General features: G+C 69.9%; 20 protein-coding genes. 9 read left to right on the forward strand and 11 right to left on the reverse strand.

Annotated elements, in window-relative coordinates; genetic code table 11:
* Nucleotides 1-5: 5 nt before the first annotated feature.
* From QP939_RS09655 to ddaH, 6 genes are all read right to left on the reverse strand, one after another.
* Nucleotides 6-1,187, reverse strand: coding sequence for a glycosyltransferase family 4 protein (locus QP939_RS09655; RefSeq protein WP_285456286.1), 1,182 nt, complete (start codon nucleotides 1,185-1,187; stop codon nucleotides 6-8).
* Nucleotides 1,177-2,493, reverse strand: coding sequence for a nucleotide sugar dehydrogenase (locus tag QP939_RS09660; protein ID WP_285456287.1), 1,317 nt, complete (start codon nucleotides 2,491-2,493; stop codon nucleotides 1,177-1,179). The genes QP939_RS09655 and QP939_RS09660 overlap by 11 nt, the downstream gene beginning before the upstream one ends.
* Before the next feature lie 164 nt (nucleotides 2,494-2,657).
* On the reverse strand, nucleotides 2,658-2,921 hold the full coding sequence (locus QP939_RS09665; protein WP_285456289.1) for a helix-hairpin-helix domain-containing protein: 264 nt from the start codon (nucleotides 2,919-2,921) through the stop codon (nucleotides 2,658-2,660).
* Nucleotides 2,922-2,985: 64 nt separating this feature from the next.
* Complete coding sequence (locus tag QP939_RS09670) at nucleotides 2,986-3,678, reverse strand: glycoside hydrolase family 75 protein (protein WP_285456290.1); 693 nt, start codon at nucleotides 3,676-3,678, stop codon at nucleotides 2,986-2,988.
* A 158-nt stretch (nucleotides 3,679-3,836) separates the two neighbouring features.
* Nucleotides 3,837-4,496 (reverse strand): polysaccharide deacetylase family protein, encoded by a 660-nt coding sequence (locus QP939_RS09675; RefSeq protein WP_285456291.1) that lies wholly within the window; start codon nucleotides 4,494-4,496, stop codon nucleotides 3,837-3,839.
* Between the two features lie 81 nt (nucleotides 4,497-4,577).
* Nucleotides 4,578-5,414, reverse strand: a complete 837-nt coding sequence (gene ddaH / locus QP939_RS09680) for a dimethylargininase (protein WP_285456292.1) — start codon at nucleotides 5,412-5,414, stop codon at nucleotides 4,578-4,580.
* 74 nt (nucleotides 5,415-5,488) lie between these two features.
* On the opposite strand from ddaH, the gene QP939_RS09685 reads away from it, so the two are divergent.
* Nucleotides 5,489-5,935, forward strand: a complete 447-nt coding sequence (locus QP939_RS09685; RefSeq protein ID WP_026468878.1) for an Lrp/AsnC family transcriptional regulator — start codon at nucleotides 5,489-5,491, stop codon at nucleotides 5,933-5,935.
* 42 nt (nucleotides 5,936-5,977) lie between these two features.
* Here QP939_RS09685 and QP939_RS09690 read toward each other — a convergent pair whose 3' ends face one another.
* Nucleotides 5,978-6,346, reverse strand: coding sequence for a hypothetical protein (locus tag QP939_RS09690; RefSeq protein WP_285456293.1), 369 nt, complete (start codon nucleotides 6,344-6,346; stop codon nucleotides 5,978-5,980).
* Between the two features lie 22 nt (nucleotides 6,347-6,368).
* On the opposite strand from QP939_RS09690, the gene QP939_RS09695 reads away from it, so the two are divergent.
* The 3 genes from QP939_RS09695 to QP939_RS09705 all read left to right on the forward strand — a co-directional run bounded on the left by QP939_RS09695 (nucleotide 6,369) and on the right by QP939_RS09705 (nucleotide 10,562).
* A complete protein-coding gene (locus QP939_RS09695; RefSeq protein WP_285456294.1) occupies nucleotides 6,369-7,124 on the forward strand; it encodes an enoyl-CoA hydratase in 756 nt (251 codons plus the stop codon).
* Between the two features lie 445 nt (nucleotides 7,125-7,569).
* Entirely contained in the window at nucleotides 7,570-9,501 is a 1,932-nt protein-coding gene (locus QP939_RS09700) for a 2-oxoacid:acceptor oxidoreductase subunit alpha (protein ID WP_285456295.1), read from the forward strand.
* Nucleotides 9,498-10,562 (forward strand): 2-oxoacid:ferredoxin oxidoreductase subunit beta, encoded by a 1,065-nt coding sequence (locus QP939_RS09705; protein WP_285456296.1) that lies wholly within the window; start codon nucleotides 9,498-9,500, stop codon nucleotides 10,560-10,562. The genes QP939_RS09700 and QP939_RS09705 overlap by 4 nt, the downstream gene beginning before the upstream one ends.
* Nucleotides 10,563-10,667: 105 nt before the next feature.
* Here the strand turns inward: QP939_RS09705 and QP939_RS09710 are convergent, their stop codons facing one another.
* From QP939_RS09710 to QP939_RS09720, 3 genes are read right to left on the reverse strand one after another with little or no spacing between them, the layout of a single operon-like run.
* Nucleotides 10,668-11,939 (reverse strand): sunset domain-containing protein, encoded by a 1,272-nt coding sequence (locus QP939_RS09710; protein WP_285456297.1) that lies wholly within the window; start codon nucleotides 11,937-11,939, stop codon nucleotides 10,668-10,670.
* A gap of 17 nt (nucleotides 11,940-11,956) precedes the next feature.
* Complete coding sequence (locus tag QP939_RS09715) at nucleotides 11,957-13,009, reverse strand: polyprenyl synthetase family protein (protein WP_285459704.1); 1,053 nt, start codon at nucleotides 13,007-13,009, stop codon at nucleotides 11,957-11,959.
* Nucleotides 13,010-13,068: 59 nt separating this feature from the next.
* Nucleotides 13,069-13,407, reverse strand: coding sequence for a hypothetical protein (locus QP939_RS09720; RefSeq protein WP_285456298.1), 339 nt, complete (start codon nucleotides 13,405-13,407; stop codon nucleotides 13,069-13,071).
* Nucleotides 13,408-13,468: 61 nt separating this feature from the next.
* On the opposite strand from QP939_RS09720, the gene QP939_RS09725 reads away from it, so the two are divergent.
* The 5 genes from QP939_RS09725 (at nucleotide 13,469) to QP939_RS09745 (ending at nucleotide 17,329) form a co-directional block, all read left to right on the forward strand.
* Entirely contained in the window at nucleotides 13,469-14,125 is a 657-nt protein-coding gene (locus tag QP939_RS09725; protein WP_285456299.1) for a hypothetical protein, read from the forward strand.
* A 315-nt stretch (nucleotides 14,126-14,440) separates the two neighbouring features.
* Nucleotides 14,441-14,716: a hypothetical protein gene (locus QP939_RS09730; RefSeq protein WP_285456300.1), complete on the forward strand. Its 276-nt coding sequence runs from the start codon at nucleotides 14,441-14,443 to the stop codon at nucleotides 14,714-14,716.
* A complete protein-coding gene (locus QP939_RS09735; RefSeq protein WP_285456301.1) occupies nucleotides 14,716-15,342 on the forward strand; it encodes a DUF3558 domain-containing protein in 627 nt (208 codons plus the stop codon). Before QP939_RS09730 ends, QP939_RS09735 begins: the two co-directional genes overlap by 1 nt.
* Nucleotides 15,342-16,652 carry a PPE domain-containing protein gene (locus QP939_RS09740; RefSeq protein ID WP_285456302.1) on the forward strand — a complete coding sequence of 437 codons (1,311 nt, stop codon included), beginning with the start codon at nucleotides 15,342-15,344 and terminating at the stop codon, nucleotides 16,650-16,652. The genes QP939_RS09735 and QP939_RS09740 overlap by 1 nt, the downstream gene beginning before the upstream one ends.
* Nucleotides 16,649-17,329, forward strand: coding sequence for an ESX secretion-associated protein EspG (locus QP939_RS09745; protein ID WP_285456303.1), 681 nt, complete (start codon nucleotides 16,649-16,651; stop codon nucleotides 17,327-17,329). The genes QP939_RS09740 and QP939_RS09745 overlap by 4 nt, the downstream gene beginning before the upstream one ends.
* Nucleotides 17,330-17,376: 47 nt before the next feature.
* On the opposite strand, the gene nuoN is transcribed toward QP939_RS09745, so the two are convergent.
* Entirely contained in the window at nucleotides 17,377-18,945 is a 1,569-nt protein-coding gene (gene nuoN, locus QP939_RS09750) for an NADH-quinone oxidoreductase subunit NuoN (RefSeq protein WP_285456304.1), read from the reverse strand.
* Nucleotide 18,946 lies beyond the last annotated feature (1 nt).

The following is an 18,946-nucleotide window of genomic DNA, read 5'->3' on the forward strand; positions in this document are numbered from 1 at the left end:
GGCGATCAGCACTTCACAGCATGCTCATACGCGGCGACAAGGTTCTTCGCCGAGTTCTCCCACGAGAGCGCCCCGGCGACCCGCGCCTGCCCGAGCTTGCCCATCCGGACGCGTTCCTCCGGGTCGTCGAGCAGCTGGGAGACCAGCTCGGCGAACGCGGACTCGTCGTTCGCCGGGGCGTAGACGGCGGCGTCGCCCGCGGACACCCGCGCCTCCCGCAGCTCGAACGAGACGATCGGCTTGCTCATCGCCATGTACTCCATGACCTTGTTCATCGTGGAGACGTCGTTGAGCGGGTTCAGCGGGTCCGGCGACAGGCAGACGTCGGCGGTGGACAGGTAGCGGACGAGGTCCTCGTCCGGGATGCGGCCGGTGAACTCGACCTGGTTGGCCAGCCCGAGCTTCGCCGAAAGGGCGACCATGTCGTCGAAGGCGTCGCCGGAGCCGACGAACACCGCGTGCCAGTCGGTGCGGCCGACTTCGTCCCGCAGCTTCGCGAGCGCGCGCAGGGCGTAGTCGACGCCGTCCTGCGGGCCCATCACGCCGAGGTAGGCCAGCAGGTGCGGCTTGCCCCGCTTCAGCTCCGGCTCGGCGGGCACCTCGTGGAAGCGCTCGACGACCGGGGCGCTGCGCACCACGAAGACGTCGTCCGGGTTCTTGCCGCCGCGGATCCGGGCGACCTCCTTGTAGCTCTCGTTGGTCGAGATCACGACGTCGGCGGCGCGGTAGGTGGCGCGCTCGAGCGCGCAGACCCCGCGGTAGAGCAGGTCCTGCCCGCGGTCGAACCGCGACAGGTACAGCTCGGGGCACAGGTCGTGCTGGTCGAAGATGAACTTCGCGCCCTGGCGCTTGAGCACCTTCGCGACGAGGAACAGCAGGTCCGGCGGGTTGCAGGCGTGCACGACGTCGACCGGGCCGACCTTGCGGGCCAGCCGCAGCGTGTGCCACAGCGCGCTGCCGTACTCCTGCAGGTAGCCCGCGGGCCCGCCGGTCGCGGCCTTGAGCGGGTAGCGGTGGATGTGCACGCCGTCGACGACGGCTTCGGCTTCGGTGTCGCGTTTCGTGCCCTGCGGGCAGATCACGTGGACTTCCCACCCGGCGTCGCGCAGGGTCGTGGACTCCTGCCAGACCCGCCGGTCGAAGGGGACGGACAGGTTTTCGACGAGGATGAGCGCTTTACCAGGCAAGACCGGCGTATCCCTCTTCAAGGCGACGCTCGGCGGCGTCGGGCAGGCGGACGAGGTCGACGAGCACCCGGTCGCCGCCGTGCGGCAGGGCCGCCAGCACGTCCGGGTCCTTGGTGCCGACGAGCACGACGTCGGCGTGCTCCAGCACCTCTTCGATGGACCCGGCGAGCAGCTGGCCGAGGTGCGGCAGGCGCGCCTCGATGTACTCGCGGTTGGCGCCCATCAGCCGGGAGAGGCTGACGTTGGCGTCGTGGATCTTGAGGTCGTAGCCCTTGCCGAGCAGCTTCTCGGCCAGCTCGACCAGCGGCGACTCGCGCAGGTCGTCGGTGCCCGGCTTGAACGACAGCCCGAACAGCCCGACCTTGCGCTTGCCGGTGCGCGCGACCAGGTCGAACGCGCGCTGCAGGTGCTCGGCGTTGGACGGGAGCACGTGCGACAGGATCGGCACGCTGACGTCGGCGCGGTGCGCGGCGTAGACCAGCCCGCGCAGGTCCTTCGGCAGGCACGAGCCGCCGAACGCGAAGCCGGGTTTGAGGTAGGCGGGGCTGATGTTGAGCTTGGTGTCGGCGAGGAAGACGTCGATCACCTGGTGCGAGTCGAGCCCGAGCGCGCGGCAGATCGCGCCGAGCTCGTTCGCGAAGCCGATTTTGAGGCCGTGGAAGGAGTTGTCGGCGTACTTCGTCATCTCGGCGACCGGGATCGGGACGCGGAAGACCGGGCCGGGCAGCCCCTCGTACAGCCCGGCCACGGCGTCCCCGCTCGCTTCGTCGATCTCGCCGATCACGGTCTTCGGCGGGTCGAAGAAGTCGCGCACGCTGGTGCCTTCGCGCAGGAACTCGGGGTTCACCGCGACGCCGAAGTCGACCCCGGCCGTGCGGCCCGACGACTTCTCCAGGATCGGGACCAGCAGGTCGAGGCAGGTGCCGGGCAGCATGGTGCTGCGGAAGACGACGGTGTGCCGCTCGCTCTTGTTCGCGAGCGCTTCCCCGATTTCTTCCGCCACGCGCTCGAGGTAGGCGGTGGAGAGGCTGCCGTTCGGCGCCGACGGCGTGCCGACGCAGACGAGCGAAATCTCGCTGTCCGCAACCGCTTCCGCGACGTCGGTCGTGGCTCTCAGCGCGCCGCTCGCGACGACTTCGGCGGTCAGCTCGCCGATCCGCTCCTCGACCACCGGGGCCTTGCCCGCCGCGATGAGGTCGATCTTGACCGGGTTGACGTCCACGCCGACGACCCGGTGTCCCTGCCCCGCCAGGCACGCGGCGGAGACACAGCCGACGTAACCGAGTCCGAAGACACTGATCTTCACGCCAAAACCTCCGCTTTTCCCACGCGACCCATCCCTTGGTCGGCGGGCGCCCCTGGATCGTTACCGCGAGGTCGGCGCAAGCGTTTCCGGGTAAGAATTGTGTCTCGATCCAGCGCAAATGCATCTTGCGGAGTGAGTGAGCAACGCGGTCGGCGCGGTTCCGGTCAGCGGGTCCCGGAAAGCCGTTTCCGTTCGGCGGTGTAGGTCCACCACGGCCGCGGCGGCGCCCCGCCGGCCTGGTCGACGGCCGACATGAACGTGTCGAGCACGCAGGGGTCGTGCCGGTGCCCGTCGAGCGCGCAGAGGCGTTCGTAGAGCTCGACGGGGTCGCGCCCGGCGAGCTGGGCGGGTTCGGTGATGCCGAGCCGGGCGAGGTCGCGGGCCATCGCCGGGCCGATGTTCGCCAGTTTCCGCAGTTCTTCGCTCATGTTCTCCAGGACAGCAGTGAGGGGCCGGCCCGTCTTGAACGGATCGGCCCCCTCGCGCGGGACGTCAGTTGTTGTTCACGAAGGTGGTCGCCAGGCTTTCGCCCTTGCTGATGGCGTTGCCGTGGTTCTCGATGGGCGAGACGGTCGAGTTCTTGAAGCAGATGTAGGTCACGCCCGAGTCGGTGCCGCCGTTGGACGGGTCCGGGTTGATGCCGAGGTCCTTCGCTGTCGCGTAGGAGGCTTCACCGATGATCTGCGACGGGCCGGTGTCGCCGATGACCGCGTACTCGACCTTGCCGTTGTAGATCACCGCGCAGGAGCCGCCGCCCTTCAGGCCGGACGAGGTGTACTTCCAGATGCTGCTGGAGCTCGGCACGACGATGTAGGGCAGCTTCGCGGCGTTGAGCGGTTTGCCGTCGGACTGGTGGAAGGCCGTGTCGTCCTGGAAGCAGCAGTCGGTGTTTTCGTTGCACTGGGTGGTGCGCTGGCCGTCGCAGTCGATGTCCATGTCGGCTTTCCAGAACACGGCCCCGTTGGCGTCGCAGACGGCGACCGTCTTGCCCGAGACGTCTTCGTCGGTCTTGTACTTACCGTTCGAGATCTGCTTGCAGCTGTTCGTTTTCGCCAGCAGCTGGGCCGCGGTCGGGCCGGCTTCGACGGTGGCGGGTGCGGCCGGGTTCGGGGCGGCCGAGGCGACGGCGGACGGCAGGGCGGCCGCGGCCAGCGCCAGCGTCGCGAGCAGGATCAGTTTCCGCATTCCTGGTTGCTCCCTTTGGTTAGGAAACTTTCCTTACGGCGGCGGGGCACCAGGATGCACCCCGCGGGGAGCGGGGACAAGACCGGAAGTGGGGGAATTTCCCAGTAACCGCCCGGAGTTGACGAAAACGCGGCCCGGTGAGCGGAACCGTGTCCCGGTCAGCGGACGGCGCGCCGGAACACGCGGTTCACCCAGTGCGCGGCCCGCCGCGGCCCGGCCGCGAAGACGTCGTCGAGCCACTCGTCGTCGAGATCGTGCCGGAGCTCGGTGCGCGCCTGCAGCCAGCCGTCGCGCTGGGCGCCGCCGCCGTCGCTCGTGTAGACGCGGGTGGCGCCGGCCTGCCGCAGCCGCGCGAGCACGCGCCGGTCGTACGCGCCGAACGGCAGCGAGAACCGCCGCACCGGGCGCCCGCACAAGTCGCCGAGCAGCTTGGGCGCGTCCTTGAGCTCGCGGCGCGCGTGGCGGTCGTCGAGCCGCCGCCAGTCGCGGGGTTCCCAGCCGTGCGAACCGATTTCCATCCCGGCGCGGACGAGCTCGCGCAGGCCGTCGCGGTCGAGGTAGCCGCGCTGCCCGAGGCGGCCGGCCAGCGGGAAGAACTCGGCCGTCAGCCCGCGGTCGACCAGCCTCGGCAGCGCGATCTCGACGTCGGACTCGTTGCCGTCGTCGAAGGTGAGGTGGACGTCGTCCCGTTCACCGACGGCGTCGAGCACGCGCTCGAACTGCTCGACGGTCACCCAGCGCTCGTCCTCGCCGGGGTCGAGCTGGCGAGCCGGACGGCCGATGCCGTGCACGGCGAAGTTGACCGCCACCACTCCCACCGCCTGCCACCGCGAGTAGTCGATTTGTTACTTCGATTAATCGCACTGGCAAACGGGTGAGTTACAGGTTTTTGCCGACTTTTATCCTTTGCGGATCTCCAGCGTGCAGCACTTGGGTCCGCCGCCGGCTTTCCGCAGCTCGGAGATGTCGACGTAGACGGGCTCGTAACCCCGCGCGGCGAGCACATCACCCAGTCGGGTGGCCTCGACGGGCAGCACGACGTTGCGGCCGTCGGACACGCCGTTGAGGCCGAAGCACTCGGCGTCCTCGCGCGTCGCTTGCACGGCGTCCGGGAACAGCCGCTGCAGCACGCGCCGCGAGCCCGCGGAGAAGGCCTCCGGGTAGTAGACGATCTGCGCGCGGGTCGTGTCCGTCGCCTCGGCGAGCACGAACAGCGCCGTGTCGAGGTGGTAGTAGCGCGGGTCGACGAGGTTCAGCGAGACGACCGGGACGCCGAGGACTTCCTGCGCCTCGGCGTGCGCGGCGGGGTCGGTGCGGAAGCCGGTGCCGGCCAGCAGCACGGTGCCGGTCCAGGCGAAGTCGCCCTCGGCCTCGTTGATCTTCTCCGGCATGGTGATGTCGCGGTAGCCGTGCTCGACGAACCAGCGGCGGAAGTGCTCGGCCTCGGCGGCCCGCTGCGGCGCGCGGAACCGCGAGCCGAGGACGCGGCCGTCGACGACGGTGCCGGAGTTGGCGGCGAAGACCATGTCGGGCAGGCCGGGCTGGGGCTCGATCTCCTCGACGGTGTGGCCGAGGCGGCGGTAGGTGTCGCGCAGCTCGGTCCACTGCGCCATCGCGACGTCGGCGCTGACCGGCTGGGTCGGGTCCATCCAGGGGTTGATCACGTAGTCCACCGCGAAGTGACGCGGGGGACACATCAGGTATCGACGGGTGGTCGGTACGCGCATCGCCTGCATGACTGCAGGGTAAGGGGCGCCTAATATCGCAATCAATCGCTGTTCGCTGCGCATATCTGTGCTAAATGTTGCGTGTGAACACCATCGACCAGCGAATCGTTTCGTGTCTCGTGGCGAACGCGCGCAGCAGCTACGCGGAGATCGGCAAGGTGGTCGGCCTGTCCGCCCCGGCGGTGAAGCGGAGGGTGGACCGGCTGCTGGAAACGGGCATCCTGCGCGGCTTCACGGCGGTGGTCGACCCGGAGGCGCTGGGCTGGGGCACGGAGGCGTTCGTCGAGGTCACGTGCCAGGGAAACATCACCCCGGCCCGCATCCGCGCGCGCTTGGAGCCCCTGCCGGAGGTGGTGGCGGCGTACACGGTGTCGGGGGCGGCGGACGCGATCGTGCACCTGCGGGCGGCCGACATCCACCACCTGGAGACGGCGTTGGAGCGGCTGCGCGGACTGGAGATCGTGGACCGGACGGTGTCGACAGTGGTCCTCTCCCGCCTGCTGGAACGCCCCCCGACGCCAGAGGAGTGACCCGTCGTGAGTGTTTAGGGCGGTTAGAACCGCCCTAAACACTCACGACCCGCACGCGCGCAGCACCAGCGACGCCTCGTCCGGGTGCAGCCGCAACTCGGTCCGGCCGCCCGCCGCGTGAAAGGTCACCGCCTGCCGGTCGACCGCCTGCATGGTCAGCTCGCCCGGGTCGAACGCCACCGGCTCCCCGCCGGGAGTCCGCCAGGTGGCCGGGCCTTCGCCGACGGCGATCCAGCCGCGGCGCTCACGGCCGTCGGTCAGCTCTTCGGAGCGCAGCACGCACGGCACCGAAACCCGCTCGCCGCGCGCGGCAGCGGCGGCCCTGGCCCGGCGACGGCGGGCGCCGAACAGCTCGGTCATGTCGATCATCGTGAGCAGGTTGCCGACGAGCACCACCAGCAGTTCCCCCATACCTCACTAATACCCTGACCCGATGACCGACAGCATCGTCAGCGAGCACTCCGGCGGCATCGCCGTCCTGACCGTCGACGCGCCCGGCAGCCGCAACGCGCTCACCCTCGACCTCTCCGCCCAGCTCGCCGCCGCCGTCGAAGCCGCGGAGCGCGACGAGTCGGTGCACGCGGTCGTCGTCACCGGCACGCCGCCCGCGTTCTGCGCGGGTGCCGACCTCTCCGCGCTGGGCCAGGCCGACGAGCGCGGCTTACGCGCGATCTACGAAGGCTTCCTGGCGGTGGCCCGCTGCACGCTGCCGACGATCGCGGCGGTCGGCGGCGCGGCGGTCGGCGCGGGCCTGAACCTGGCCCTCGCCGCCGACGTCCGGCTGGCCGGGCCGCGCGCGAAGTTCGTCGCCCGCTTCCTCGAGCTGGGCCTCCACCCGGGCGGCGGCATGACGTGGATGACGCAACGGCTGGCCGGGCCGCAGCAGGCCGCCGCGATGACGTTGTTCGGGCAGCCGCTCGACGCCGAAGCGGCGGTCCGCGCCGGACTGGCGCTGCGGGTGGTGGAGGGCGACCTCCTCGCCGCGGCCCGCGAGCTCGCGGCTCCGGCCGTCGCCGCCCCGCGGGAAGCCCTGCTCGCCACCAAGCGCAGCCTCCGGACTACCGCCGCCCTGGGTAAGCACGCGGACGCCGTCGACGTCGAGATCGAGCCGCAGCTGGCGTCGCTGGCCTCGCCCGAGTTCGCCGAGCGGCTGGCCGCGATGCAGGCGCGGATCCGGTCCCGCGGCTGACCGGAGTCTCGGGTCGCACCGATCCCACCAGCCGGGCACCGCGGCCGGGCGCCGCGGCCGCGACCCGCACCGCGCAAGGCGCCAGCCAGCCACTCCGAGCAGCCGGAACCACCACGTCCCGGCCTTCCCCCGCACCCGCCGGATCCAGCCGAGCCGCGCACCCGAACCCGGTCCCACCAGGGATCCCACCAGCTGGACTTCGGCGTCCACGAGATGCGCGTCACAGCGGAACAGCCGAGATACCCGTTACCATCGGTTACAGGTATTTGCCGGACCAGCACAGAGGCCCGCAGCGCAGTTATGAGGTCGTCTCGCTGCCGGGACGCGCGGGAACATGGTCCCCGAGCGCGAGCTAACCTCGTGGTAGGGCCTGGTGATCCGCCTGTCACGAAAAACCGGGCGGGCGATCAGGCCGCAACGTCGGGAGAGAGGGAATCCCTGACCCATGAGCACGAGCACGAGTGCGAACGGCAACGGCGCTGGTCACGGCTCGCTCGCCGCGACCAGGCCGACCGAGGTCAGCAAGCTGGACCGGGTCGTCATCCGGTTCGCCGGCGACTCGGGTGACGGCATGCAGCTGACCGGCGACCGCTTCACCTCCGAAGCCGCCGCGTTCGGCAACGACTTGTCGACGATGCCGAACTTCCCCGCCGAGATCCGCGCGCCGCAGGGCACCATCCCCGGCGTCTCGAGCTTCCAGGTGCACTTCGCCGACTACGACATCCTCACGCCGGGCGACCGGCCGGACGTCCTGGTCGCGATGAACCCGGCCGCCCTCAAGGCGAACCTGAGCGACGTCCCGCACGGCGGGACGATCATCCTCAACACCGACGAGTTCATCAAGCGGAACCTGACCAAGGTCGGCTACGCCACCGACCCCCTCGAGGACGACACGCTCGAGGCGTACCAGGTGCACCGCGTCGCCATGTCGACGCTGACCCAGGGCGCGCTGGCCGACACCGGCCTCGGCAAGAAGGACGCCGAGCGCTGCAAGAACATGTTCGCGCTCGGGCTGCTGTCCTGGATGTACCACCGGCCGACCGAAGGCACCGAGCGGTTCCTGCGCGAGAAGTTCGCGAAGAAGCCCGACATCGCCGAGGCGAACATCCTCGCCTTCCGCGCAGGCTGGAACTACGGCGAGACGACCGAGTCGTTCGCGACGACGTTCGAGGTCGCCCCGGCCAAGCTGGCGCAGGGCACCTACCGGCAGATCACCGGCAACACCGCGCTGGCGTACGGGATCGTCGCCGCCGGGCAGCGCTCGGGCCTGCAGATCCTGCTCGGTACGTACCCGATCACCCCGGCGTCGGACATCCTCCACGAGCTGTCGAAGCACAAGAACTTCGGCATCATCACCTTCCAGGCCGAGGACGAGATCGCGGGTATCGGCGCCGCGCTCGGCGCGTCCTACGGCGGCGCGCTCGGCGTCACCTCGACCTCCGGCCCCGGTGTCGCGCTGAAGTCCGAAGCCGTCGGCCTCGGCGTGATGGTGGAGCTGCCGCTGGTCGTCATCGACGTCCAGCGCGGCGGCCCGTCGACCGGCCTGCCGACCAAGACCGAGCAGGCCGACCTGCTGCAGGCGATGTTCGGCCGCAACGGCGAGTCGCCGGTGCCGGTGATCGCGCCGCTGTCGCCCGCCGACTGCTTCGACGCGGCGATCGAGGCGACCCGCATCGCGCTGAAGTACCGCACGCCGGTGCTGCTGCTCTCGGACGGCGCGATCGCCAACGGCTCCGAGCCGTGGCTGATCCCGGACGTCGAGACGCTGCCCGACCTGAGCGTCGAGTTCGCGGCCGAGCCCAACTCGGACAACGACAGCGGCGAGTTCTGGCCGTACGTCCGCGACCCCGAGACCCTCGCCCGCGCCTGGGCGATCCCCGGCACGCCCGGCCTGCAGCACCGCATCGGCGGGCTGGAGAAGGCCGACAAGACCGGCCACATCTCCTACGACCCGGCCAACCACGACAAGATGGTCCGGCTGCGGCAGGCGAAGATCGACGGCATCGACGTCCCCGACCTCGTGGTCGACGACCCGAGCGGCGGCAAGGCCCGCGTGCTCGCGCTCGGCTGGGGCAGCTCGTTCGGCCCGATCGGCGCGGCCTGCCGCCGGGTGCGCAAGCTCGGCATGCCGATCGCGCAGGCGCACCTGCGGCACCTCAACCCGTTCCCGGCCAACCTCGGCGACATCCTGCGCAGCTACGACAAGGTCGTGGTGCCGGAGATGAACCTGGGCCAGCTTTCCCTGCTGCTGCGGGCGAAGTACCTGGTGGACGTCCACTCGCACACCAAGGTCGCCGGGATGGCGTTCAAGGCCGAAGAGCTGCAGAACCTGTTCTCGGAGATCATCACCGGCGTTACGACGGAGGCGGCGAAATGACCGCGATCGACATCGGGCTTCCCACCATCGGCGGCCTGGACCTCGTGCCGACGACCGAAGAGCCGCAGAAGGCCAAGGACTACAAGTCCGACCAGGAAGTCCGCTGGTGCCCCGGCTGCGGCGACTACGTCGTGCTCAACGCGGTCCAGTCGTTCCTGCCGACGCTCGGCCTCAAGCGCGAGAACATCGTGTTCATCTCGGGCATCGGCTGCTCGTCGCGGTTCCCGTACTACCTGAACACCTACGGCATGCACTCGATCCACGGCCGCGCGCCGTCGATCGCGACCGGCCTGGCCACCACGCGCGAGGACCTGTCGGTGTGGGTCGTCACCGGTGACGGCGACGCGCTGTCCATCGGCGGCAACCACCTGATCCACGCGTTGCGCCGCAACGTGAACATCAAGATCCTGCTGTTCAACAACCGGATCTACGGGCTGACCAAGGGCCAGTACTCGCCGACGTCCGGCCAGGGCATGGTCACCAAGTCGACGCCGATGGGGTCGGTGGACACGCCGTTCAACCCGCTGTCGCTGGCGATCGGCGCCGAAGCGTCCTTCGTGGGCCGTGCGCTCGACTCCGACCGCAAGGGTCTCACCGAGGTCCTGCAGGCGGCGGCGCAGCACCGCGGGTCGGCGCTGGTGGAGATCTACCAGAACTGTCCGATCTTCAACGACGGCGCGTTCGACGTCCTCAAGGACGCCGACGAAGCCGCGACGCGCCTGATCCCGCTGCGCGCGGGCGAGCCGATCCGCTTCGGCCCGAACCAGGAGTTCGGCGTCAAGCGCGGCGACTGGGGTGGTCTGGACGTCGCGAAGGTCGCCGACATCGGCGAGGACAACGTGGTGGTGCACGACCCGTCGATCGCCGACACGTCGTACGCGTTCGCGTTGTCCCGCTTGGGCGACCAGAACCTCAACCACGTCCCGACGGGCATCCTCCGCCAGGTCGAGCGCCCGACGTACGACGACGGCGCGCGCGCCCAGGTCGCGCAGGCCCGCGAAGCCCGCAAGCCGGACCTGCAGGGCCTCCTGCGCGGCAAGGACACCTGGACCGTCGCCTAGGTTCTGAAGCCGCTGAAGGCCACCATCAAGCACTTGATGGTGGCCTTCAGCGCATTCCGGGCCCGGCGCGCCCGTGTCCGATGTGGACGCCGCGCGCGGGCGAACTCAGGTGAGCGGGCGGAACCCGACCCGCTCGGCGTCCTCGGCGGTCCGGAACCACACCTCGGCCACCATCTTCGGGAACTGCGCGGAATCCTCGGTGCAGTACCGCAACGCCGTGACGCTGGCCTTCACCGCGAAGCCGTCGCTCGGCGCCCCGCCGCCGGGGCGCGGCATCGCCGAGCCGGGGCCGAACGGGCCCGGCGGGACGGCGTCCCCGGTCGTCTGCCGCGCGGGGGGCGGCTCGGGGGCCGAGACGGCCGTCTGGTTCGGCTGCACCGACGGCTCGAACAGCGAACCGCTGTGCGCGCCGGACAGCTCGGGCTCGCGCCGCTCGACCGTGCGCATCGACGGCTGGATCGGCTGCGGCGCGTCGAACCCGCCGCGCACCGTCGACTCGCGCGGCTGCCGCTTCGGCAGCACCTGCGTCGCCTCGGCCGGGGTCTCCGGCGGCACGTCCAGCTCGCCGTCGGCCGCTTCGTCGCCACCGAACGCGTACTGGGGCGCCTCGGCCTCTTCGGGCTCCTCGTCGCGCGCCGAACCGGCGTGCTCGCCGAGGTAGCGCGTGCGCTCCACCGGCTCCTCGAACGGCGACCGCTCCGGCCGCGGCTCGTGGTCGAACCAATCCGGCGCGGGCGCGTGCGGCTCGGCGGGCGGCTGGAACAGCGAACCCGAACCCGCGGGTTCCGGGTCGAGCTGCTGCTCGAGCCGCGAAAGCGCCGGGGTGGCGGGCTCGGGCTCGGCTTCGCCGTCCGCGGTGAGGTACTCCGTCGCCGCCGAGCGGTACGGGTCCTCGGGCTCGGGCTCCGGCTCGGCGACCGGCGTCAGGTACTGCGTCGCCGCGGACCGGTACGGGTCGTCGGCCTCGGGCTCGGGCTCCGGCCGGAAGGCCTCGTCCGGGTCCGGCCGCAGCGACGACGGGACCTGCGAGTCGAGCTCGGCGAAGTCCGCGTCGATGTCGTCGTGGACGCCGTCGCGGCTCATCGGCGGCGCGGCGACCAGCGTGCCCGGGTAGGACGTCTCCTGACGGCTGGGCTCCGGCTCGGGCCGGCTGAACGCGGGCTCCGGCTCGGGCCGCGCGAACACCTCGGTGCCCGGCGTGCCCAGTCCGGCGGCGTTGGCCGGGGTGCGCGCGGCGTCGGCGTGGGCCTGCGCCAGCGCGCTCTCCAGCTTGCGGACGCTCTTGCGGAGCGGCAGCACCAGGACCAGCCAGGTGAGGAGAGCCCCGACGAAGAACGCCGCCAGGCTCCACAGCCAAACCTGTCCGAATATGGACATCTCTTTCCTGCCCCTGTTTAGTGCGTGCGCGCGACCAGGTAGTCGGCGACCGACTCGCACGCGTCCCGGGCGGGTGACGCGGGCAGCGCGGTGAGCTCGGCTCGCGCGCGCTGAGCGTAGTCGGAAAGGGTGACGCGCGCGCGTTCGAGTCCACTACTCGCGCGCAGCAGCTCCAGCGCCTCCTGGACGAGGGCGTCGTCGGCGATCGGGCCGGAGAGCAGCTCGACCAGCCGCGGGTCCGTCGCGGGGTCGGCCAGCGCGTAGAGCATGGGCAGCGTCCGGACGCCTTCGCGCAGGTCGGTGCCCTGCGCCTTGCCGAGCTCGGCGGACGGCGAGGCGATGTCGATGATGTCGTCGGAGATCTGGAACGCGGTGCCGATGATGTCGCCGAAGCGGCGCAGCGCGTCGATGTGCTCCTCGGCGGCGCCGGACATCATCCCGCCGAAGCGGCCGGAGGTGGCGATCAGCGAGCCGGTCTTCTGCGCGATCACGGTGAGGTAGTGCGCGACGGCGTCGTCACCCGGTCCGGGGCCGACGGTCTCCCGCATCTGGCCGGTGACGAGCTCGCCGAAGGTCTCGGCGATGATCCGCGCGGCGTCCGTGCCGAGGTCGGCGACCAGGCGCGAGGCGTGGGCGAAGAGGAAGTCGCCGGTGAGGATGGCGATGGTGTTGTCCCAGCGCGCGTTGACGCTCTCGGCGCCGCGCCGCATGTCCGCCTCGTCCATGACGTCGTCGTGGTAGAGCGTGGCGAGGTGCACCAGCTCGACCGCGGCGGCGGCGATGACGACGTGGTCGTCCTGCTTCGGCCCGAACTGCGCGGCGAGCAGGGTGAACAGCGGACGGAAGCGTTTGCCACCGGCTTCGACCAGGTGCAACGCGGCGTCGTTGACGGCTTGGACGTCGCTGCGGACGACCTCGCGCAGCAGCTTTTCGACGTCGGCCAGCCCGCCGGCGATGGCGCGCAGCAGGGTCTCGTCGGCGATCCGCAGGCCGACGGAGGCGCGCAGGTCCTCGAGGGCGCCGCCCGGCGCAGCGGGGAGGGATCCCGCCCCGGGGGCTGGGGAAGGCACAGACACGTCGGCTCCGCTTCTACTCGTGCACCGGTCGGGTTGTCCCTTGAGCGTAGTGGCTACCCCGCGCTGTCGTTTACCCGCTGTCCAGCGGAAACGGTGACGAACATGACACTCACCGGCGCCGCGCGCTCCAGCGGTTCCATGGCCATCGGCTCGGCCTGGTCGGGTGCCTGCCGCTTGGCCGCGTCACGAGCGGTGACCTCGGCGGACACGCGGAAGCTGAAGCCGCCGAGGTGGTGACTGTAGGTGAGGGTGCCCCCGGCGGCGGCGTCGAGCAGCTTTTCGCGCGTGGCCTGCATACGAGTCGACATACCGACTCGAATCCGGATACCGAACGGATTATCCAACGGGTGGTTCATGATCCACGAAGGGGTGATCAGCGGTTTCGGGCGCAACGGGCGTCTCCGGCGAGCGGATATTCAGCTGAGGAAGACCGTTCGGCAAGGAGGACGCGAAATGCGCAACACGATCGCGAGGCGGGCCGCGCTCGCCGGAGCACTGCTGGTTGCCGGACTCACCGCGGCCGCGGCGCCGGCCCAGGCCGAGCCGCAGCCGGGCGTGGCGAACATCGGTTCGGCCGAGTTCACGAAGAACGGCACGACGATCAAGGTCCCGACGCAGGGCCACTGTTCGGTGGAGGGCCCGACGAGCGCGACGGCCCAGGTGGTGACGAAGACGGGCATCACGTTCGGCGGCGGGACATCGTCCTGCACGACGACGGTGACGGACCCGAACACGGACGCGACGTCGACGACCTCCACGGCGACGGGCAAGAACTTCGAGCTGTCGGCACTGGTGAGCGTCGGTGGGCCGCGGGTGAAGCTGTCGACGTTCACGGTGAAGTGCACGGCGACGCAGACGCAGACGAACGCGAACTGGAGCTACGGAGGGATGTCGGGCATCCCGAACCCGCCGAGCCCGGTCCCGGTGGGTTACGTGTCGCCGATCAAGAAGTCCAACGGAACGGTGCTGGCGAACGCGGTGTTCAACATCCAGAACCTCCCGGGCGACGGCAGCATCGGCCTGACGATGCTGCGCATCGACTTCCTCCCGGCATCGGGCATCACGGGCAAGGTGGTCCTGGGCCACACGTCGTGTAGCCCGACGCCGTAGGGGGTGGAGGGCCGCGGCCGGGGACCCGTCGAGAGGACGGCCGCGGCCCTCGTTCTCCCTGGTCCGGGCAGGTGGGAACCCTGGTAGTCTGCGAGCCGTCGGATACGCAGGGTGCCCGGGTTGGAGCACACTGCGAGGCTAGGGGAGAGCTGATGACGACCACGGCGATGAGCGATGCCTGACGGGCAGCCACCGGTGTACGACCCGGGGACACACCGGGCACCGCAACAGCCGGTGACACCGAGGACAGGGTCCTATGGGGGCGAGAGCGGGGCTGGAGCGGGCTTCGAGTACGACGAGGCGACGCTTCGTGCCTTGATGCACGAGTGGAACGACCTGGCGAACGAGTTCCAAGACGACCTGATCAGCGCCACCGCCATGCAACGCGTCGAGGGGCCTGGCCTCGAATACGCCAGTGCGGGCAACGCCGAACAGATCAAGGCTTCGGCGGATGCCTTGCACGAAACGTTGCTGGCGCGCGAACAGTACTGCCGGGCGATGGCGGAGAAGTTCAAGACCGCATTGGGCAAGTACGCCAACGCCGAGGACGTCCACACAACTGAAATGAAGCGGACCGGAGGCAGTCTCTGATGCGGCGCACCCTCATTCCGATCGGCGCGGCTGTGCTCCTCCTCAGCGCATGCACGACCACCAACGGCGGAACCCCGTCGCCGTCGAGTCCCACCAGCGACCAGCCCACGACATCGGGTTCGGCAACCGGCCTGCCGGGCCCTGGCGTCCCGAAGGTCGAATCGCCGATCGACGTCACCCACTTCAAGTCGGCGCCCTGCGATGCGCTGACGGCTGATCAGATCACCGGTCTCCTGGGGCCCGGCGTGACGCCCAAGACGGATTTGAACGCGCCGGCAGGCCCGAGTTGCAGCATTCATCCACCCGAGGTCACCCAGGCCGGCGTGCTCGTGATCTTCACCGATGTGGATGACCGTGGATTGACCAGTCTCTACGCGGCCAAGGACGTCAAGTATCCATTCTTCATGCCGCTGAGTCCCGTGGATGGCTATCCGGTCGTGGCCTATGGCTTGGCTGATGACCGAGCTTCGCGGGGTACCTGCCAGATCGCTGTCGGCACAAGCGATCAGCAGACTGTGGATATCGGTGTCACGCAGTCTGAACAGAACGTCGGCAAGACGGACCCCTGCGAGGCAGCACGTGGTGTCGCGGCGTCCGTGCTGGGCAATCTTCGTGAGGTGAAGTAGTGGTTACCGAAGGACCGCTTACCGCCGCTGAGATCTACGAGCAGATCACTGGCGGAAAAGGTACTCAATCGCTCAGTACCGCCCAAGAGGCTGCCGGGCAGTTGACCACTCGGATGATCGAGCGGGCTCAACGCATCAACGCTCTCCGGGCCAAGACCATGTCCGGCTGGCAGGGCCGCGCCGGGGAGGCGGCCTCCGACGCCACTCTCCCCCTGGTGCAAGCGGCCGCTGATGATGCTGTTCATCTTGAGACCGCTCGGGCTGCCGTTTCCTCCCAGATGGATGCCTTTGGTACCGCCAAGAACTCCGTCAAGCCCGTTGCTCCTCAGCCTCCCGAACTGACCGCTGCCGATGTCGCTCATGTTCTCTCCGGTGATGGCTGGGGTTCCTACAACACCAAAGTCACCAGCTGGCAAACCGACAGCCAGGCCAACATCGACGCCTTCACCGCCTACCATTCCGCCAGCAGCACCAATGGCGGGCAGATGCCTGCCCAATACGCGCAGCTCGCCGACTCCGGTTCACCCATCTCCATGGCCGACACCAAGACCAGCGGGACCACCGACACCGGCGAATGGGCCCGGAACCCGCGGCAGCCCGAGGTTCCCGCCCAGCAGAACCGGCAGACCGTCCAACCCGGACAGAACCAGGTCCCGAGCCAGGTCCCCGGCCAACACCAAAATCAAACCCAAAACCAGACGCAGAACCAAACCCAGAACCAGTTCCAGAACCAGTTCCAGCAACCCGGCAACACGGGCTCCGACACCACCCACGCCAACAGCTACGTCCCCCAGCCCGTGATGCCGCCCGCCGCCCAAGGGGGCTACCAGTTCGGGCCCACCGGGCAACCGATCAGCAACCTCGGTGGCAACAACGCTTACCTCCCCTTCGGCCCCGGCCCCGGCCCCGGCGGAGGCGACTTCGGACCAGGCGCAGGTGGCGGGTACCGACCCGGCGGCGGCACAGGAACGGGAACCGGATACCGGCCCGGCGCAGGCGCAGGAACAGGCGCAGGAACAGGCGGGTACGGGCCAGGAACCGGCCAAGGCACGCGCGGCCCCGGCGGAGCGACGGGAGCCCGCCTCCCGGAGGAACGCCTCCCCACCGGCCCCCGAGGCACCACAACGGGCCCCCGAGGCGCCAACGGCATGCCCATGGCCGGTGGCCCGATGGGCGGCCGCGGCAAGGAAGAAGACCGGGAAAAGAAGAAGTCCCCCTACCTCCAGAACCCCGACCCGGACGAAACCTTCGGCGGCTTCCCCGAAAAGCCCATGCCCCCGGTGATCGGCGAAACCCGGACCAAGAAGTGATCAACGCCGAATTCTCACTGAACACCCTGCTCACCGCCATGCGCACCACCGGCTGCGGCGACCCGCACCCCGTCCTGGCGGGCGGCCTCCGCTACATCCCGCCGTCCGCCAAGGCCGCCGTCAACCGGGAAGCCTTCGAGGAACTCAGCCCCTACGGCTTCACCCAAGGCGACGGCTTCACCCCCGAATTCGAAGAAATCCTGCGGCTCATCGACAACCCGGCCCGGGAGCTCTTCGCCTACGCCCGCGACACGACCGGGCAGATCGGCGTGCTCGTAGCGAGCAAAGGCCGAACGACCGTCAGTCTCGTCTGCCGCGGGGATCGGGTCGAACTCGAGGGCGTCTCCCCCGACGTCCACCCCGCCGACGCCCTCGTCGCGAAGCTCCCGGCCTGCGCCCCGGCGAGCATCAAACCCTTCTCGCTCCCCCAAGAAGACTTCAAAGACACCCAGGAAACCAGCGACATCTTCGACGACGCCCCCGCCCGCAGCCGCGAGGCCCAGGAGCTGGACGCCCTCTTCCAGCAGCCCTACTACGGCGTCGGCCAGCTCTACGCCGATGACAAGACCCTCAACTACCTCGATCTCGACGCCGGGCGCGTCGGCTTCGCCCTCGCCGACGGCTACATCTCCATCCTGCCCGGCGAACCGCGGCAGCTGAGCGGGAAACTCAAATAAGAACGGCCGCCACCCCCGAACAGGGGTGGCGGCCCGGAAGCACTACCTCAGAAGGCGAACCCGCCCGCACCGGCCCAGCTCAGCGCGAACGCCGGGACCAGGCCCAGCACCAGCGTCACCGCCGTGCCCAGGAAGATCGCCGTTCCCGTGCCGAAGCCCGGGACCGAGACCGACGGCCCGTCCGCCGCCGGCTCCGAGAAGTACATCAGGACGATCACGCGCAGGTAGAAGAACGCCGCCACCGCGCTGAACACCAGCGCGACCACCACCAGCGGGGCCATTCCGTCCGACAGCGCCGCCGAGAACACGACGAACTTGCCGACGAAGCCCGACGTCAACGGGATACCGGCCAGCGCCAGCAGCAGGAACGTGAAGACACCCGCGAGCAACGGCGAGCGTTTCGCCAGACCCGCCCACGCCGACAAGTGCGTCGCCTCGCCCGACGAGTCGCGGACCAGGCTGATCACGCCGAACGCCGCCAGCGTCGTGAACCCGTACGCCAGCAGGTAGAACAGCGTGCTCGACAACCCGTCCTTGGTCATCGCGATCGCGCCGATCAGCAGGAAGCCCGCGTGCGCGATCGACGAGTACGCGATCATGCGCTTGACGTCCGTCTGGGTCAGGCCCAGCACCGCGCCGACCACCATCGAAATGATCGCCACGCCCCACAGGACGCCGCGCCACTGCCACGACGTCGACTCGAACGCCACCGACAGCACCCGCAGGATGCCGCCGAACGCCGCCACCTTCGTGCACGCCGCCATGAACGCCGTCACGGGTGTCGGGGCTCCCTGGTACACGTCCGGGGTCCACGTGTGGAACGGGCCCACCGAACCCTTGAACAGCAGGCCGACCACCAGCAGACCGAGCCCGGCGAACAGCAGCGTGTCGGACCGGTCCGACCCCGCCGCCGCGGCCGCGATGTCGCCCAGCTTCACCGAGTTCGCGTAGCCGTACAGCAGCGCCAGCCCGTACAGGAAGAACGCCGAGGAGAACGCGCCCAGCAGGAAGTACTTGACCGCCGCTTCCTGTGAGAGCAGGCGACGGCGACGCGCGAGGCCGCACATCAGGTACAGCGGCAACGACAGCACTTCCAGCGCGATGAACATCGTCAGCAGGTCGTTCGCCGCGCAGAACGCCATCATGCCGCCGAGCGCGAACAGCGTCAGCGGGAACACCTCGGTCTGCATCACCGTCGCCGTCTGGGCGCGGTCCTGGACCGTGCCCGGGCGGATGCCCGCCTGCGCCACCAGCGCGCCGCCCGGCTCGACCACGCGGTCCGAGATCAGCAACACCGCGCCGAGCGCCAGCGCCAGCAGCGTGCCCCAGAGGAACAGCGCCGGGCGGTCGATCGAGATCGAGCGGCTGAACGTCGTCACGCCGCCCGCCGGCGCCGAGCCGGTCGCGTACACGATCAGGGCGACGCCCGCGCCGACGATCGCCAGCAGGCTCAGCACGACCTGCGAGCGGAACCGCGACCCCTTCGGGAAGAACGCCTCGACCAGCACGCTCACGCACGCCGCGCCGAAGACGATCAGCACCGGCAGCACCGCCGGGTAGTCCACCGACGGCGTCGCGATCGGCGGCTCCGCCTGCGTCAGGAGGATGTCGAGCACG

This window comes from Amycolatopsis nalaikhensis, from assembly GCF_030264295.1.
Classification (GTDB): domain Bacteria; phylum Actinomycetota; class Actinomycetes; order Mycobacteriales; family Pseudonocardiaceae; genus Amycolatopsis; species Amycolatopsis nalaikhensis.